The organism is Actinomycetospora sp., from assembly GCF_036497585.1.
GTDB lineage: Bacteria > Actinomycetota > Actinomycetes > Mycobacteriales > Pseudonocardiaceae > Actinomycetospora.
On record NZ_DASXJD010000181.1, the window covers coordinates 1 to 14,806 of the forward strand.

General features: G+C 72.3%; 19 protein-coding genes. 12 read left to right on the plus strand and 7 right to left on the minus strand.

Translation table 11 applies throughout. The annotated features are described in order from the left end of the window. Positions 1-233 precede the first annotated feature (233 nt). Positions 234-422, plus strand: coding sequence for a hypothetical protein (locus VGH76_RS17360; protein ID WP_331557958.1), 189 nt, complete (start codon positions 234-236; stop codon positions 420-422). Positions 423-519: 97 nt separating this feature from the next. Here VGH76_RS17360 and VGH76_RS17365 read toward each other — a convergent pair whose 3' ends face one another. Together VGH76_RS17365 and hemW are read right to left on the minus strand one after the other, a co-directional pair. After that, positions 520-1,371 (minus strand): alpha/beta hydrolase, encoded by an 852-nt coding sequence (locus VGH76_RS17365; RefSeq protein WP_331557959.1) that lies wholly within the window; start codon positions 1,369-1,371, stop codon positions 520-522. Next, entirely contained in the window at positions 1,371-2,612 is a 1,242-nt protein-coding gene (hemW, locus tag VGH76_RS17370) for a radical SAM family heme chaperone HemW (protein WP_331557960.1), read from the minus strand. The genes VGH76_RS17365 and hemW overlap by 1 nt, the downstream gene beginning before the upstream one ends. Positions 2,613-2,693: 81 nt before the next feature. On the opposite strand from hemW, the gene VGH76_RS28035 reads away from it, so the two are divergent. From VGH76_RS28035 to VGH76_RS17395, 6 genes are all read left to right on the plus strand, one after another. Continuing rightward, a complete protein-coding gene (locus VGH76_RS28035; RefSeq protein ID WP_414637749.1) occupies positions 2,694-2,777 on the plus strand; it encodes a putative leader peptide in 84 nt (27 codons plus the stop codon). 104 nt (positions 2,778-2,881) lie between these two features. Next, positions 2,882-4,672, plus strand: a complete 1,791-nt coding sequence (locus tag VGH76_RS17375; protein ID WP_331557961.1) for a nitrite/sulfite reductase — start codon at positions 2,882-2,884, stop codon at positions 4,670-4,672. Beyond that, entirely contained in the window at positions 4,669-4,827 is a 159-nt protein-coding gene (locus VGH76_RS17380) for a hypothetical protein (RefSeq protein ID WP_331557962.1), read from the plus strand. Before VGH76_RS17375 ends, VGH76_RS17380 begins: the two co-directional genes overlap by 4 nt. 5 nt (positions 4,828-4,832) lie before the next feature. Continuing rightward, positions 4,833-5,561, plus strand: coding sequence for a phosphoadenylyl-sulfate reductase (locus tag VGH76_RS17385; RefSeq protein ID WP_414637750.1), 729 nt, complete (start codon positions 4,833-4,835; stop codon positions 5,559-5,561). Next, complete coding sequence (gene cysD / locus VGH76_RS17390) at positions 5,558-6,478, plus strand: sulfate adenylyltransferase subunit CysD (protein WP_331557964.1); 921 nt, start codon at positions 5,558-5,560, stop codon at positions 6,476-6,478. The genes VGH76_RS17385 and cysD overlap by 4 nt, the downstream gene beginning before the upstream one ends. Continuing rightward, positions 6,478-7,725 (plus strand): sulfate adenylyltransferase subunit 1, encoded by a 1,248-nt coding sequence (locus VGH76_RS17395; RefSeq protein WP_331557965.1) that lies wholly within the window; start codon positions 6,478-6,480, stop codon positions 7,723-7,725. The genes cysD and VGH76_RS17395 overlap by 1 nt, the downstream gene beginning before the upstream one ends. A gap of 51 nt (positions 7,726-7,776) precedes the next feature. Here VGH76_RS17395 and VGH76_RS17400 read toward each other — a convergent pair whose 3' ends face one another. Beyond that, a complete protein-coding gene (locus VGH76_RS17400; RefSeq protein WP_331557966.1) occupies positions 7,777-8,946 on the minus strand; it encodes an FAD-dependent monooxygenase in 1,170 nt (389 codons plus the stop codon). Positions 8,947-9,036: 90 nt separating this feature from the next. Here VGH76_RS17400 and VGH76_RS17405 point away from each other — a divergent pair, with 90 nt between their 5' ends. Beyond that, positions 9,037-9,606 carry a TetR family transcriptional regulator gene (locus VGH76_RS17405; RefSeq protein ID WP_331557967.1) on the plus strand — a complete coding sequence of 190 codons (570 nt, stop codon included), beginning with the start codon at positions 9,037-9,039 and terminating at the stop codon, positions 9,604-9,606. Between the two features lie 59 nt (positions 9,607-9,665). Here VGH76_RS17405 and VGH76_RS17410 read toward each other — a convergent pair whose 3' ends face one another. The 3 genes from VGH76_RS17410 to VGH76_RS17420 all read right to left on the minus strand — a co-directional run bounded on the left by VGH76_RS17410 (position 9,666) and on the right by VGH76_RS17420 (position 12,371). Then, complete coding sequence (locus tag VGH76_RS17410) at positions 9,666-10,484, minus strand: alpha/beta hydrolase (RefSeq protein WP_331557968.1); 819 nt, start codon at positions 10,482-10,484, stop codon at positions 9,666-9,668. A 136-nt stretch (positions 10,485-10,620) separates the two neighbouring features. Beyond that, positions 10,621-11,340 carry an HAD-IA family hydrolase gene (locus tag VGH76_RS17415; protein WP_331557969.1) on the minus strand — a complete coding sequence of 240 codons (720 nt, stop codon included), beginning with the start codon at positions 11,338-11,340 and terminating at the stop codon, positions 10,621-10,623. Beyond that, positions 11,337-12,371 carry a zinc-binding dehydrogenase gene (locus VGH76_RS17420; protein ID WP_331557970.1) on the minus strand — a complete coding sequence of 345 codons (1,035 nt, stop codon included), beginning with the start codon at positions 12,369-12,371 and terminating at the stop codon, positions 11,337-11,339. Before VGH76_RS17420 ends, VGH76_RS17415 begins: the two co-directional genes overlap by 4 nt. 103 nt (positions 12,372-12,474) lie before the next feature. Between VGH76_RS17420 and VGH76_RS17425 the strand changes: the two genes are divergently transcribed. Beyond that, the gene (locus VGH76_RS17425; RefSeq protein ID WP_331557971.1) at positions 12,475-13,035 is read left to right on the plus strand and encodes a helix-turn-helix domain-containing protein; all 561 of its coding nucleotides are present in this window, start codon (positions 12,475-12,477) and stop codon (positions 13,033-13,035) included. Here VGH76_RS17425 and VGH76_RS17430 read toward each other — a convergent pair. Further along, complete coding sequence (locus VGH76_RS17430) at positions 13,032-13,520, minus strand: carbonic anhydrase (protein ID WP_331557972.1); 489 nt, start codon at positions 13,518-13,520, stop codon at positions 13,032-13,034. The genes VGH76_RS17425 and VGH76_RS17430 overlap by 4 nt on opposite strands. Positions 13,521-13,814: 294 nt before the next feature. Between VGH76_RS17430 and VGH76_RS28040 the strand changes: the two genes are divergently transcribed. The 3 genes from VGH76_RS28040 (at position 13,815) to VGH76_RS17440 (ending at position 14,594) form a co-directional block, all read left to right on the plus strand. After that, complete coding sequence (locus VGH76_RS28040) at positions 13,815-13,886, plus strand: putative leader peptide (protein WP_414637751.1); 72 nt, start codon at positions 13,815-13,817, stop codon at positions 13,884-13,886. Positions 13,887-14,025: 139 nt separating this feature from the next. Continuing rightward, positions 14,026-14,376: a hypothetical protein gene (locus tag VGH76_RS17435; RefSeq protein ID WP_331557974.1), complete on the plus strand. Its 351-nt coding sequence runs from the start codon at positions 14,026-14,028 to the stop codon at positions 14,374-14,376. Beyond that, the gene (locus VGH76_RS17440) at positions 14,301-14,594 is read left to right on the plus strand and encodes a hypothetical protein (protein ID WP_331557973.1); all 294 of its coding nucleotides are present in this window, start codon (positions 14,301-14,303) and stop codon (positions 14,592-14,594) included. The genes VGH76_RS17435 and VGH76_RS17440 overlap by 76 nt, the downstream gene beginning before the upstream one ends. The last annotated feature ends 212 nt before the right edge of the window (positions 14,595-14,806 follow it).

The following is a 14,806-nucleotide window of genomic DNA, read 5'->3' on the forward strand; positions in this document are numbered from 1 at the left end:
ACTTCGGCGCAGCGGGTGGCGGCGGTCTGTCGATCATGACCGCAGGTCCGTGCGTGAGCCTGGCCCAGACCGAGTGGATCATGACCTCAGCACGCCACCACGCACCTCGGCGGTCCGAGGCGAAGCCTCACTGGAGGTGTCAGGAGAAACGACCTCATCGGTTGACGCGGCCACGCGGCCGTGCCGACTACTCTCCGACGCCGGGACGCTGACCATCGGGAGGTCGTCGATCGATGCGGGTGATTCGGGATGTCCTCGTCGAGGCCGTCTTCGCGGGTGCCCTGACCAGCCTCGTCCTGGGCTACGGCCTCGTCGGTGTGGTCCTGCTCGCGCTCGGCGCGATCATGCTCAGCCTGGCGCTGCGCGGCCACCGGTACATGACGTTCGGCGCGAGCAGGAAGCTCTCGACGATCAACCTCTGACGTCGTCCTCCGGGCGTCGGATCCCGAGGGTGCTGACCGAGCGCAGCAGCCCGCTGCGGGCGACCGTGCTGCAGCCCGAGCGGCACTGGGGGTCCACTCAGCCGAGTCGCTCGAGGAACGTCCCGAGGTACTGGTTCACCGCGTCGGCGTTCCGGGCCGGGAGCCAGTGGCCGGCGCCGGGAATCGTCACGCACTCGAAGGGCCCCGAGACGAACGTCGCGGACCCCGCCATCTGGGCCTCCCCCAGCGCGATGTCGTCCCCGCCGATCAGGCCCAGCACCGGGCACGTCACCGGCGGGAGCTCGAGCGGGTGCTCCTCGACGAAGGTCCGCGGGTCGACGTTGGCGCGGTACCAGGACAGCCCGGCGGTCAGCGCTCCCGGCCGGGACAGGTCGCCGATCTGGTTGCGCACGAGGTCGTCGTCCTCGCTCCCGGGGTGGGCCCAGCGGCGGAGGAACGCCCAGTCGTCGGCGGGCAGCACCTCCTCGGCCACGCCGGGGTGGAGGAACCAGAGCATGTACCAGGACAGCGCCCGCTGCTCGAGGCCCGCAGCCCGGAACGCGTTGGGGTGGCCGACGGAGAGCGCGACGTAGCCGGTCACGGCGTCGCTGCGCATCGCCAGGGCCCAGCCGACCGCGGAGCCGTAGTCGTGGCCGACCACCACGACCTGCTCGACGCCCCGATCGGCCAGCAGCGCCACCATGTCGGCGACCGAGTGCCGCAGCCGGTAGGCCCCGACGTCGTCGGGACGGTCGCTGTCGCCGAACCCGCGCAGGTCCGGTGCGATCACCCGGTACCCGGACGCCGTCAGGAACTCGATCTGGGAGCGCCACAGCGTCGCGCGGTCCGGGAAGCCGTGCAGCAGCAGCATCGCGGGGCTTGAGCCCACGTCGAGTACCGACAGCGTGATGCCCGGGAGTTCCACCCGGACCGGGTCGGGCAGCGTCATCAGGCTCCCGTCAGCGAGATGGCGACGCCGTCGGCGAGCAGCCGCCCGCGTCGGGTGAGCACGGCGCGTCCCCCGCGCCAGTCCGGCCCGGAGAGCAGCCCGTCGGCGGCGGCCCGCTCGCCGGCCGCGCGCCCGTCGTCGTCGAGCGCCGACACCGCGAGGCCGTCGACCGTCCGCAGCTCGAGCAGCACCTGCTCGACGTGGCGCTCCCCCGGCCCCAGCAGCTCCCGCGCCTCGGCGGGCGACTCCCCCGCGGCCAGCAGCTTCGAGTACCGCGCCGGGTGGCGGACGTTCCACCAGCGCACGCCGCCGACGTGCGAGTGCGCGCCCGGTCCGGCGCCCCACCAGTCGCCGCCGGACCAGTAGCCGAGGTTGTGCCGGCAGCGGGCCGCCTCCGACGACGCCCAGTTCGACACCTCGTACCAGGAGAAGCCCGCGCGCCCGAGGACGTCGTCGACGATCTCGTAGCGGTCGGCGAGGACGTCGTCGTCCGGCATGGGCAGCTCGCCGCGGGCCACGCGTCGCGCGAGCGCCGTCCCCTCTTCGACGATCAGGGAGTACGCCGAGACGTGGTCGGCGCCCGACGCGAGCACCGCCTCGAGCGAGCGCCGCAGGTCGTCGTCGGTCTCGGTGGGGGTGCCGTAGATGAGGTCGAGGTTGACGTGGTCCAGCCCTGCCTCCCGAGCCGCCTGTGCCACGGCGACGGCGGCACCCGGCGTGTGACGGCGGTCTAGGACGGCGAGGACGTGGTCGACGTCGGACTGCATGCCGAGCGACAGGCGCGTGTAGCCGGCGTCGGCGATCGCCGCGAGCAGGTCCGGCGTCGTCGACTCCGGGTTGGCCTCGGTGGTGACCTCGACGCCGGGCGCGAGCCCGAACGACGAGCGCACCGCGTCCAGCACCGCCGTCAGCCCCTCCGCGCCGAGCAACGACGGGGTCCCGCCGCCGAGGAAGACGGTGTCGGCGTCCGGCGGCTCCCCCAGGACGCGGGCTGCCAGGTCCAGCTCCCGACGCAGGCCCTCCAACCAGGAGGCGGGCGAGGCGGGGTCGTCGGTCGACGACGGCGTGAGCCCCAGGTCGGAGGCGGTGTAGGTGTTGAAGTCGCAGTAGCCGCAGCGCGTCGCGCAAAAGGGGACGTGGACGTAGACGCCGAACGGGCGCGTCCCCAGCCCGTCGAGCGCGGAGGCGGGGAGCGCGCCGTCGGCCGGGGCGGGCTCGCCGCCGGGAGGCACGGAGGGCACGGCCCGATTGTGCCTCCCGCCCGGAGCGCGAAGCGCCACAGCCGGTGGAATCACGCCCCGCGGCATGGCACTGTTGACATCGTGCGTTCCCTGGATCCGATGCTCGTCGGTCGACCCCACGTCGACCTCGCGCGCGTCGCCAGCGCACTCTGCCCGGCCTCCTGAGCTGCGCCGCTGACCGCCCGCCTCGTCGGGCACCCACCACCACGACCGTCAGCAGGTGCGCGCGGGCTTGCCGTGCGTCCTGCTCACCGGAGGACGCACCACCGATGACCAGCGCTCCGTCCAGCAGCCAGGTCCCGTCTAGTGAAGGCGCCTCGACGCCCGAGGAGTCCTACGCCGAGACCACCCCGCTCGGCGTGAGGGACGTTCCCGACGACAAGCCCGTGGCCCCGAAGAAGGCCCGAGCGCGAAAGGGCAAGGCCGAGGGCCAGTGGGCGCTGGGCTACCGCGAGCCGCTGAACAAGAACGAGCAGTCGAAGAAGGACGACCACCCGCTCAACGTGCGGGCGCGGATCGAGAACATCTACGCCCACCGCGGCTTCGACTCGATCGACCCGGCCGACCTGCGCGGCCGCTTCCGCTGGATGGGGCTCTACACCCAGCGCGCCGAGGGCCACCCGGGCACCGACACCGGGCACGTCGACGAGGAGGACCTCGACGCGCGCCACTTCATGATGCGGGTCCGGGTCGACGGCGGGGCGCTGTCCACCGAGCAGCTGCGGATCATCGGCGAGATCAGCCAGACCTTCGCGCGGGACACCGCCGACGTCACCGACCGCGAGAACATCCAGCTGCACTGGATCCGCGTCGAGGACGTCCCGGAGATCTGGCGCCGGCTCGAGGCCGTGGGCCTGTCCACGACGGAGGCCTGCGGCGACTGTCCGCGCGTCGTCCTCGGCTCGCCGGTGGCCGGCATCAGCGCCGACGAGGTCATCGACGGCACGCCGGCGATCGACGAGATCGTCGAGCGCTTCCTCGGCGACCGCTCGCTGGCCAACCTCCCCCGCAAGTTCAAGACCGCGATCTCGGGCCAGCAGGACGTGGCGCACGAGGTCAACGACGTCAGCTTCGTCGGCGTCGTGCACCCCGAGCACGGCCCGGGCTTCGACCTGCAGGTCGGCGGCGGGCTCTCCACCAACCCGAAGCTCGCGGTGCGCCTCGGCGCGTGGGTGCCGCTCGACGAGGTCGCCGACGTCTGGCAGGGCGTCGTCCAGGTGTTCCGCGACTACGGCTACCGCCGGCTGCGGACCCGGGCGCGGATCAAGTTCCTCATCGCCGACTGGGGCCCGGAGAAGTTCCGCCAGGTCCTCGAGGACGAGTACCTGGAGCGCACGCTCGTCGACGGTCCGGCGCCCGCGGAGATCGCCGGCACCATCGACCACGTCGGCATCCACGACCAGATCGACGGCAAGAAGTACGTCGGGGTCGCCCCTCCGGCCGGCCGGACGTCCGGCTCCACGTTGGTGGGGGTCGCCAAGTCCGCCGAGGACGCCGGGTCGAGCCGGGTCCGCCTGACGCCTTACCAGAAGATCCTCGTGCTGGACGTGCCCTCGGAGCAGGTCGACTCGCTGACCGGCGCGCTCGACGACCTCGGCCTGCCCGCCCGCCCGAGCGTCTTCCGTCGCGCCACGATGGCCTGCACCGGCCTGCAGTTCTGCAAGCTCGCGTTCGTCGACACCAAGGACCGGGCCGGCGAGCTGGTGGAGGACCTCGAGCAGCGCCTCGCCGAGGTCGCTCCGGAGCTCGAGACGCCGATCTCGATCCACCTCAACGGCTGCCCGAACTCGTGCGCCCGGATCCAGGTCGCCGACATCGGGCTCAAGGGCCAGATCGTCAACGACTCCGAGGGCAACCCGGCCGCTGGCTTCCAGGTCCACCTCGGCGGCGGGCTGGGTCTCGACGCCGGGTTCGGGCGCAAGCTGCGCGGTCACAAGGTCCTCTCGGCGGACCTGGGCCCCTACGTCGAGCGGGTCGTGCGCAACTTCGTGGAACACCGCGAGGACGGCGAGCGCTTCGCCCAGTGGGTCGTGCGCGCCGAGGAGGGCCAGCTCTCGTGAGGTCGTTCCCGGTCCAGTACTGCCCCTACTGCGGCGAGCAGGACCTGCGGCCCCGGGAGTCCCCCGAGGGCGCGTGGGAGTGCGCGGACTGCCGCAGCACCTTCGTCGTCACCCGCGCGGTGGCGCCCTCAGCGTTGACGGGAGCAGACCAGTGACCAGCATCACAGTGCCGACCGCCGATGGCGACACGCGACGGGCGGACGCCCTCGCGGCCGGGGAGACCTTCGAGGCCCTCGAGTCGAGTTCCGACCACGTCGAGCTCAGCCACGAGATCCTCGCGTGGGCGGCCCGGAACTTCGGCGAGGGCCTGATCGTCGCGTCGAACATGCAGGACGCGGTGCTGGTCAAGCTCGGAGCGGAGGCCCGGCCCGGCGTCGACGTGCTCTTCCTCGAGACCGGCTACCACTTCGCGGAGACGCTCGGGACCCGGGACGCCGTCACGCAGGTCTACGGCGTGAACATCGTCGAGGCCCACCCGGAGCACACCGTCGCCGAGCAGGACGCCCTGCTCGGCAAGGACCTGTTCGCGACCGACCCGGGGCAGTGCTGCAACCTGCGCAAGGTCGTGCCGCTCAAGCAGACGCTCGCACGGTACGACGCGTGGGTCACCGGGGTGCGCCGCGTCGAGGCCCCCACCCGCGCGTCGACCCCGCTGGTCACCTGGGACGAGCGCCACGAACTGGTCAAGGTCAACCCGATCGCGCACTGGACCGACGAGCAGATGGACGCCTACATCGCCGAGCACGCGGTGCTGGTGAACCCGCTGGTCGGCGAGGGGTACCCCTCGATCGGCTGCCAGCCCTGCACGGCCAGGCCGGCGCCTGGTGCCGACCCGCGCAGCGGCCGCTGGGCAGGCTTCACCAAGACCGAGTGCGGGCTGCACGGATGAGCGTCGACACCACACCGCTGCCAGTCCGGACGGACCAGCTGGACGCGCTCGAGTCCGAGGCGATCCATGTCATCCGCGAGGTCGCCGGCGAGTTCGACCGGCCGGTGATCCTCTTCTCCGGCGGCAAGGACTCGATGCTGCTGGTGCACCTGGCGCGCAAGGCGTTCTGGCCGGCGCCGGTGCCGTTCCCGGTGCTGCACGTCGACACCGGGCACAACTTCGACGAGGTGATCGAGTTCCGGGACGCGGTCGTCGAGCGCTACGGGCTGACCCTCGAGGTCGCCCGCGTCCAGGACTACATCGACGACGGCCGCCTCTCCGAGCGCGCCGACGGCACCCGCAACCCGCTGCAGACCACCCCGCTGCTCGACGCGATCGCCGAGCACCGCCACGACGCCGTCTTCGGCGGCGGTCGTCGCGACGAGGAGCGGGCGCGGGCCAAGGAGCGGATCTTCAGTCTGCGCACCGCGTTCGGTGCCTGGGAGCCCTCGCGCCAGCGGCCGGAGCTGTGGAACCTCTACAACGGGCGCCACAAGCCCGGCGAGCACGTGCGGGTGTTCCCGCTGTCGAACTGGACCGAGCTCGACGTCTGGCGCTACATCGCCCGCGAGGAGATCGAGCTGCCCTCGATCTACTACGCGCACACCCGCGACGTCTTCGCCCGCGACGGCATGTGGCTCACCAGCGGGCCGTGGGGCGGCCCCCGTGACGACGAGGAGGTCGTCACCAAGACCGTCCGCTACCGCACCGTGGGGGACGGGTCGTGCACCGGCGCCGTCGAGTCCGACGCCACGACGCTCGACGAGGTGCTCGCGGAGGTCCGTGGGTCGCGGCTCACGGAGCGGGGCGCCACGCGCGCCGACGACCGGCTCTCCGAGGCCGCGATGGAAGACCGCAAGAAGGAAGGTTACTTCTAGTGACGACAGGCCTCTTGCGGCTCGCGACGGCGGGCTCGGTCGACGACGGCAAGTCCACCCTCGTCGGGCGCCTGCTCTACGACACCAAGTCGGTACTCGCCGACCAGCTCGAGGCCGTCGAGCGCGCCACCCAGGGCGGCGGCGACCCCGACCTGTCCCTGTTGGTCGACGGGCTGCGCAGCGAGCGCGAGCAGGGCATCACGATCGACGTCGCCTACCGGTACTTCGCGACGCCCAACCGCTCGTTCGTCCTCGCCGACACCCCCGGGCACGTCCAGTACACCCGCAACACCGTCACCGGCGCCTCCACCGCGCAGCTGGCCGTGCTGCTGGTGGACGCGCGCCACGGCGTCGTCGAACAGACCCGTCGTCACGCCGCGGTGATGGCGCTGCTGCGGGTCCCGCGCCTCGTGCTCGCCGTCAACAAGATCGACCTGGTCGAGTACGACGAGCCGACGTTCACCACGATCGCGAAGGAGTTCCACGAGGTCGCCGAGACGCTCGGGTTCGGCGACGAGGCCGTCGTCGCGATCCCGGTGTCGGCCAAGCGCGGCGACAACGTCGTCCTGACCTCGGAGAACACCCCCTGGTACGACGGGCCGACGCTGCTGGAGCACCTGGAGTCGGTGCCGGTGGACGGCCCCGACGCGGCCGCGCCGTTCCGCTTCCCGGTGCAGACGGTCATCCGACCGCGGACCGCCGAGTACCCCGATTACCGGGGCTACGCGGGGCTCGTCGCGGCCGGCACGGTGCGGGTGGGCGACGCGGTGGTGGTCCTGCCGGACGGCCAGCGCACCACGATCGAGGGCATCGACCGCTTCGAGGGCCCGCAGGAGAGCGCGACCGCCGGCGAGAGCGTCGTCGTGCGCCTCGCCGACGACCTCGGGGTGGCCCGCGGCGCGGTGATCGCCGCCGCCGACGACGCCCCGGAGCCGGTCACCGAGTTCTCCGCGACCCTCGCGTGGCTGCACGAGAAGCCGCTGGTGCCCGGACGCCGGCTGCTGGTCAAGCACGGCACCCACACCGTGCAGGCGATGATCACCGAGGTGCTCGACCGGCTCGACGTGCAGACCCTCGAGCGCGTCCCGGACCCGGATGGCCTGGAGATCAACGACATCGGTCACGTCTCGATCACCGTGTCCGAACCGCTGCCACTCGACGACTACGAGCGGGTGGCGGGCACCGGCGCGTTCCTCGTCATCGATCCGCAGGCCGGGGACACGCTGGCGGCGGGCATGCGCGCGTAGGTGCGCTTCGCGCACGTGAGCACTTTCTGGGGTCATAGCCCCAGAAAGTGCTCACAAGGCCGAAGGCCACCTCAGTTCGGACAGGTTCATCGCGGCCGCGCGGCGCACCGGCGGCAACGCTCCCAGGCCACGCAGGACGACATTGCGGACGCGGGCGGCCGGGCCCGACAGGGTGGCGGCCCGCGTCATACGGTCGGTGAGGGCCACGACCTGGCGCGCGACGGGTCGACGATCCCTCTCGTAGCCGTCGAGCAGCGACGGGTCGGCGCCCTCGGTCAGGACGGCGCTCAAACGGCTCCCGAGGTCGACGGCGTCCTGGATACCGGTGTTCATGCCCTGACCGCCGGCGGGGCTGTGGACGTGCGCGGCGTCGCCGGCCAGGAACACCGGGCCACGCCGGTAGTGCTCGGCGAGCCGGTGGTGCACACGGAAGCGGGAGCTCCAGGCGAGCGACCGAACAGCGGCGGCCGGCCGGGGCCCACGGGAGGCGAGCAACCCGGCGATGTCGTCGATCCCGGGGTGCTCCGGCGCCTCGTCGACCGTCGCGACCACCCGATGCCGTCCGCCCGGCAGCGGGGCCACGACGACCAGCCCCTCCGGGGAGAAGAACAGCTGGACCTCGGTCCGCGGCAGCGGCCAGTCCAGCTCGACGTCCGCGAGCACGAACGACTGCGGGTACGCCGAACCGGCGAAACCGATCCCCGCGAGCTCGCGGACCGGCGAGTGCATCCCGTCGGCGCCCACCACGTAGTCGGCGGTGATCTCGCGCGGCCCCGCCGGTCCCTCGACCAGGACCCGGACGCCGGCGTCGCCGACGACGTCGATCTTCTCGAGCGTGTGCTCGCGCAGCACCCCGCTCCCGCGCCGTTGCAGGTCGGCCTCCAGCAGCTCCTCGGTGATGTCCTGGGGCGCCATGAGCGTGTACGGGAAGCGCGTGGCCAGCCCGGAGAAATCGATCGCCAGCAGCGTCTCGTCCCGGTCGCGCACCGCGAACCGCGGGACGACGACGCCGCGGTCGATCAGCGGCTCGGCGAGCCCGAGGGTGTCGAGGACCTCGAGGGTCCGAGCGTGGACGACGGCGGCTCGGGAGGTGTTCGCCCCCGCGACGGCCTGGTCGACCACGACGTGGTCGACACCGCCCGCAGCGAGCCGCGTGGCGAGCGCGAGCCCGACGGGGCCTGCCCCGCTCACCAGCACCGTCGTTCTCGTGGGGAGATCCATCACGAACACCACCGATCGTTGGCCAACATCTGTTGGCAAACAGTAGCGGCGCCACCGCATGTTTGCCAACGCTTGTTGTAGTCTCGCCTCGTGGCGTTCACCGCGAGGTCGCAGCCGGCGCGGGACGCCGTGCTCGCCGCGGCGCGACGGGCGTTCGCCGCCCAGGGCATCGAGCGGGCGACGGTGCGCGCCATCGCGGCTGATGCCGGGGTGGACCCGTCGATGGTGATCCGCTACTTCGGCAGCAAGGACGGGCTGTTCGAGGCCGCGACGACCATCGACCTGGCGTTGCCGGATCTCGCCCAGGTGCCGGCCTCCGACCGCGGCGCCACCTTGGCCCGCCGCTTCGTCGATCTCTGGGACGACCCGACCACCGGGGAGGTGCTGACGCTGTTGCTGCGTGCCGCACCGACGAGCGAGCGGGCCGCGGACCGCATCCGGGACGTCTTCGCGGTCCAGGTACTGGGGATGCTGCTTCGCCTGGACGGCACGGACGACGACGAGGCGGCTACCCGACGGCGCGCCGGCGTGCTCGGCTCGGTCATCCTGGGCACGGCGCTCTCGCGCTACGTGTTGCGGCTGCCTCCGATGGCTGCCGCGTCGGCCGACGAGGTCGCGGAGTCGCTGGCCCCGGTCCTGCAGGGCGTCCTGGGTGGCTGACCTGGTGAGCACTTTCCGGGGGCATGACCCCGGAAAGTGCTCACGTGGGCTTCGCCCACCTACGAGATGAACGTGAGCAGGTCCCTGTCCAGGGCCTCCTGGTACGGGCCCGCGATTCCGTGCGGGGCACCCGCATAGACCTTGAGCTCGGCATTCTCGACCAGCTCGGCCGACTTGTACGCGGCGTCGTGGATCGGCACGATCTGGTCGTCGTCGCCGTGGGCGATCAGCATCGGGACGTCGATCTTCCTGAGGTCCTCCGTGAAGTCGCTCTCCGAGAACGCCGCGACGCAGTCGTAGGCGGCCTTGAGGCCGACGGTCATACCCTGGCGCCAGAAGTCGTCGCGGGCGCCCTGCGAGATCTGGCTGCCCTCGCGATTGGTGCCGTAGAACGCGGCGGACAGATCCTTGTAGAACTGCGACCGGTCCTTGAGGACGCCTGCGCGGATGTCGTCGAACGCCTCCTTCGGGAGACCGTCGGGGTTCTTGTCGGACTTGATCATCACGGGAGGGATCGCGCCCGCCGTGAAGATCTTCGTGACTCGGCCGTTCGCCCGCTGGGCGGCGTAGCGCACGACCTCGCCGCCGCCCGTGGAGTGGCCCACCAGGACCACGTCGCGCAGGTCGAGGTACTCGATGAGCGAGGCGAGGTCGGCGACATAGGTGTCCATGTCGTTGCCGTCCCACGTCTGGGTGGAACGGCCGTGCCCGCGGCGGTCGTGGGCGATCCCGCGGAATCCGTGGTCGGCGACCAGCTTCAGCTCGACGTCCCACGCGTCCGAGGTGAGGGGCCACCCGTGGCTGAACACCACGGGGCGGCCACTCCCCCAGTCCTTGTAGAAGGTCTGGGCGCCGTCGGGTGCCGTGTTGTAGGGCATGAGGCTCCTCCGAGGAAGGGGCAGAGAGGGTTCCCGTCGATCGTGTCGCGGCCGCCCGAGAGCCCCCATCGGTCAACTGACCGCTGCTGGTCGTCGCATTCGGACGTACCGGCACCCAGCGCGGCCGCACGACCACTCAGTGCTGAGGAACGCCCACCGCAACAGGCAGTTCCGCCATCGAGCTGACGTGCAGGTCCGGCGTCGTGACCTCCGACGGCGCCGGGGTCGCCCCGGAGCCCGGCCGGCCGCGCCGTCGCTCCACCCAGCATGTCGCCAGCCCGAGCCGGTGCGCGGCGCCGATGTCGTGGTACTGGCTCTGGGCCACATGCAAGACCTCGTCGCGCGCGACCCCGCGGGCCGCGAGCTTCGCCAGCGCCGCCTCGAACATGCGCGGGTCGGGCTTGTTGACGCCGACCTCGTCGACCGTCACCGCCTCGACGAACGGGTCGCCGAGCGTGGCCGCCATCGCGTCGAGGGCCGGACGGTCGGCGTTGGTCACCGCGACGAGCAGGTAGCGCTCCCCCAGGTCGCGCAGCGCGTCCACCGCGTCGTCGAACGCCGGCCACGAGCCGATCGAGCGCCGCAACGGCGACGGTCCCGAGCCGCCGTCGAGACCCGGGATCCCCAGCTCCGCGGCCAGCCGTACCGAGATCGGGTCGAGCATCGCGTTGAACGGCATCTCCGGGGTGAGCCGCTGCTGCTCCCCCTCCGCCGCCCCGAACGCGGCCAGCACCGCCTCGTCGTCGGGACCTTCCGGAGCCACCGACCGGACGCCGCACAGGATGCCGGTCTCGAAGTCGATCAGCGTCCCGACGACGTCGAACGTGAGTGCCCTGATCACGGCAAGATCGGTCACGGCTCCACCACCAGCTTCCCGACGAAGTCTTTCGCGACGAAGTCCGCCTGCGCCCGGCCGATCTCGGCGAGCGGGTACCGGCCGGCCACCAGGGGCCGCAGCGCGCCGCGGTCGGCGAGGTCGACGACGGCGGCGAAGTCGCCGTGGGTGCCGAACGACGACCCGACGAGGGTGAGCTGGCGCAGGTAGACCGTGCGCAGGTCGGTCTCGACGAGCGGCCCTGCGATCGCCCCCGCGACGACATAGCGCCCGAGCGGCGCGAGCGCGCGCAGCAGCGCCCCGAAGCCCGGCCCGGCCACCACGTCGGCGACGACGTCCGCCGAGTCGACCCCCGCGCCGTGCAGCGCCTCGAGCAGGTCGGCGTCACGGTCGAGGACGAGGTCGGCGCCCAGCGCGTGGATCGCGTCGTGCTTCGCCTTCGCAGCGACCGCCACGACGACCGCGCCCCGGTCCTTCGCGATCTGCACCGCCGCCGATCCGACCCCGCCCGAGGCCCCCGTCACCAGCACCGTCTCCCCGGCGGTGAGCCCGGCGCGCCCGAGCATGCGCATGGCCGTCGTCGCCGCGGTCGGCAGGCTCGCGAGCTCGGCGTCGTCGAGGTCGCTCGTGACGGCGTGCGCGTTCGCGGCGGGCACGGCGACCAGCTCCGCGAAGCCGCCGTCGCACTCGCTGCCGAGGTAGTCGGTGTCGACGAGAGCGCGCTCGTCGCCCTCGTAGAGCATCGGGTCGACCAGGACGCGCTCGCCGACCCGCGTGCCCGGCACCCCTGCGCCCACCGCGTCGATCTCGCCGGCGACGTCGGCGCCCTGGATGCGGGGGAACGCGAACGCCTCGCGGCGCCACCCGTGCCGGGCCTCGGGATCGTCGGGGGCGCCGTACGCCCCCTCGCGGGTCCAGATGTCGGTGTTGTTGAGCGCGGCGGCCCGCACCCGGACCCGGACCTCGCCGGCCCCGGGCTCCGGGTCCGGCACGTCCTCACGGAACTCCAGCGCCTCCGGCCCGCCGTGACGGGTGAGCAGCACGGCCCGCATGGTCGTCCTCCAGTGGTTAAACCGATCGGTATAGCTGTCGAGGCCCGAGACAACACGCCTCGGCGGATGAAGTCAACCCACCGGTCGGTATAGTCTCGGACCCATGACGACACCCGCCGGCCGCGTGCTCCTCGAGCGCGCCTCCGAGCTGTTCTACGCCGAGGGCATCACCGCGGTGGGGGTCGCGGGGATCGCCGAGGCAGCCGGGGTCACGAAGAAGACCCTCTACGACTGCTTCGGCTCGAAGGCGACACTCGTCGCGGCCTACCTGCAGCGGCGCCACGACCTGTGGTGGGCGCACCTGCAGGAGCGGCTCGCGGCCGAGCCGTCGGCGCTGACGCTCTTCGACGCCTACCTGACGCACCCGTGGTTCGAGACCGACCGGGGGTGCGCGTTCCAGCGCGCCGCGGCCGAGCTGCCCGACGACCACCCCGGCCGCGCGGTGGTCCGGGCGCACAAGGAGGCGGTCCGGTCGGAGATCGAGCGGCTCGTCGAGGGCGACCAGGAGCTGGCCGACCACCTCTTCCTGCTGCTCGAGGGCGCGGTCGCGCGGCGGGGTGTCGAGGGGACGACGGCGGGTCTGGACGCGGCCCGGAGGTGCGCTGACGCGCTCGTGAGCACTTTCCGGGGTTATAGCCCCGGAAGGTGCTCACGAGGGCGTTAGCCCACCTCGTGGAGCTTCCCGGTCGCCACGTCGAAGACGAACCCGCGGATCGAGGACTTGTTCTTCACGAACGGGCTGTCGGTGATGCGCTTGATGGAGTCGCGGACGTCGCCCTCGAGGTCGGGGAACGCGTTCGCGGTCCACGAGGGCCGCTCGCCGGCCTCCTTCTCGAGGATGTCGGCGAACTGGTCGTCGGAGAAGGTCAGCATGCCGCAGTCGGTGTGGTGGATCAGCACGATCTCCTCGGTCCCGAGGAGGTGCTGGCTGATCGCGAGGGAGCGGATGGTGTCGTCGGCGACGATGCCGCCGGCGTTCCGGATGACGTGCGAGTCGCCCTCCTGGAGCCCCAGCACGCCGTACACGTTGATGCGGGCGTCCATGCATGCGACGACGGCCGTCTTGCGGGCGGGCGGGAGCGGGAGGGGGCCGGAGAAACCGGCGGCGTAGCGCTCGTTGTTCTGCAGGTACTCGTCGGTGACCGACATGGTGGGTCGTCCTTCCGGGACGGTCGGGAGATCGAGGGCGCCGCACGGACCGGCCGCGGGAGATCGCGCGGAACCGTGTGGGAGGGGCGCGGGCTCACGCAGCCCGGCGACACCACTGGTCGAACTCCTGGACGCGGCGGCTCGGCCAGAAGGCATCGAGTCCGCCGGCGCACATGCGCATGATTCGATCGCACAACGCCGCGGCGGCGCAAGGAGCGCTCGGCGCGTCGCCGCCCTGAGACGACGGTCCCAGCCGGTTGTGGCCGTCCGGCCGGGCCCCTAGCGTCGCGGACCATGACCGGGACGCAGCTCGTGGTGCGCGAGCACATCGACCTGCTCCGGGTCGCCTCCGCGCTCTGTCGCTGACCAGCGCAGCGCCCCGGCCGGCGGCCTCGTGCCCGGCCCCGCTCCCCCGACGTCCGCGCGTCGTGCCGACCCGCGCCCGCCGTCACGCCGATCTCCGGCCTCCGCGTCCCCCCGCCGTACCCCCACCCGAGGAGAGCGCATGAGCTCCGGGCAGCCCTGTCAGGTCGAGTTCATCGGCATGATCGGCACCCGGCTGGTCTCCGAGATCCACCCGGCGTCCGAGCCCCCGGTGGACCCGGCGATCGTCCGCCGCTTCGTCGATGCCCACGAGCAGGGCGGCTTCGACAAGGTGCTCGTCGGGCACTCGGCGTCGACCCCCGACGGGCTGCAGGTCGCGGCCTACGGCGCCGCGCAGTCCGGCTCGCGGCGACGGCGTGGATCGCGGAGTCGGCGGTCGGGACGGCGGCCGACGCAGTGGCCGCCGCCGAGGACGCGGTGCGGGCCGGGGCGCCCACGCAGGAGGTGGGGCGGGCGGCGTCGTACGCCGTGAGCGCGGTGAAGGTGCACCTCGACCGGGTGGCGACCGACGCGGCGACCGCGCTGTTCGACGTCGGCGGCGCCTCGGCGTCGGGCCGGGCCCGCAACCTCGACCGGCACTGGCGCAACATCCGCACGATCACGCTGCACAACCCGGCGTCGTACAAGGCGGTGGCGCTGGGGCGCCTCGCCATCAGCGGCGAGCCGTTGCCGGTGAACGGGTACTTCTAGGTGCCTTCCGGGCATGTGAGCACTAATCCCCCCCAATACCACGGATTTCTGCTCACCTGCGCGGAGCGCACCTAGGCTGGAACGTCCCGGGACACCCGCGTGTTGTACGGGGTGCAACCGAGCACATGGAGGACCACACGATGGCCACTGAGACCGCGATCCTCGCGGGAGGGTGCTTCTGGGGCGCCCAGGAGCTCCTCCGCCACAAGCCC

What these genes read in the sequence shown, in the direction of transcription:
- VGH76_RS17365 (WP_331557959.1), bottom strand. Translation starts at nt 1,371, where the DNA reads ATGACGCTGCCCGACCCGGTCCGGGTGGAACTCCCGGGCATCACGCTG.
- VGH76_RS17410 (WP_331557968.1), bottom strand. Translation starts at nt 10,484, where the DNA reads ATGCCCTACAACACGGCACCCGACGGCGCCCAGACCTTCTACAAGGAC.
- VGH76_RS17400 (WP_331557966.1), bottom strand. Translation starts at nt 8,946, where the DNA reads ATGGATCTCCCCACGAGAACGACGGTGCTGGTGAGCGGGGCAGGCCCC.
- VGH76_RS17430 (WP_331557972.1), bottom strand. Translation starts at nt 13,520, where the DNA reads ATGTCGGTCACCGACGAGTACCTGCAGAACAACGAGCGCTACGCCGCC.
- VGH76_RS17420 (WP_331557970.1), bottom strand. Translation starts at nt 12,371, where the DNA reads ATGCGGGCCGTGCTGCTCACCCGTCACGGCGGGCCGGAGGCGCTGGAG.
- VGH76_RS17360 (WP_331557958.1), top strand. Translation starts at nt 234, where the DNA reads ATGCGGGTGATTCGGGATGTCCTCGTCGAGGCCGTCTTCGCGGGTGCC.
- VGH76_RS17435 (WP_331557974.1), top strand. Translation starts at nt 14,026, where the DNA reads ATGAGCTCCGGGCAGCCCTGTCAGGTCGAGTTCATCGGCATGATCGGC.
- VGH76_RS17425 (WP_331557971.1), top strand. Translation starts at nt 12,475, where the DNA reads ATGACGACACCCGCCGGCCGCGTGCTCCTCGAGCGCGCCTCCGAGCTG.
- VGH76_RS17375 (WP_331557961.1), top strand. Translation starts at nt 2,882, where the DNA reads ATGACCAGCGCTCCGTCCAGCAGCCAGGTCCCGTCTAGTGAAGGCGCC.
- cysD (WP_331557964.1), top strand. Translation starts at nt 5,558, where the DNA reads ATGAGCGTCGACACCACACCGCTGCCAGTCCGGACGGACCAGCTGGAC.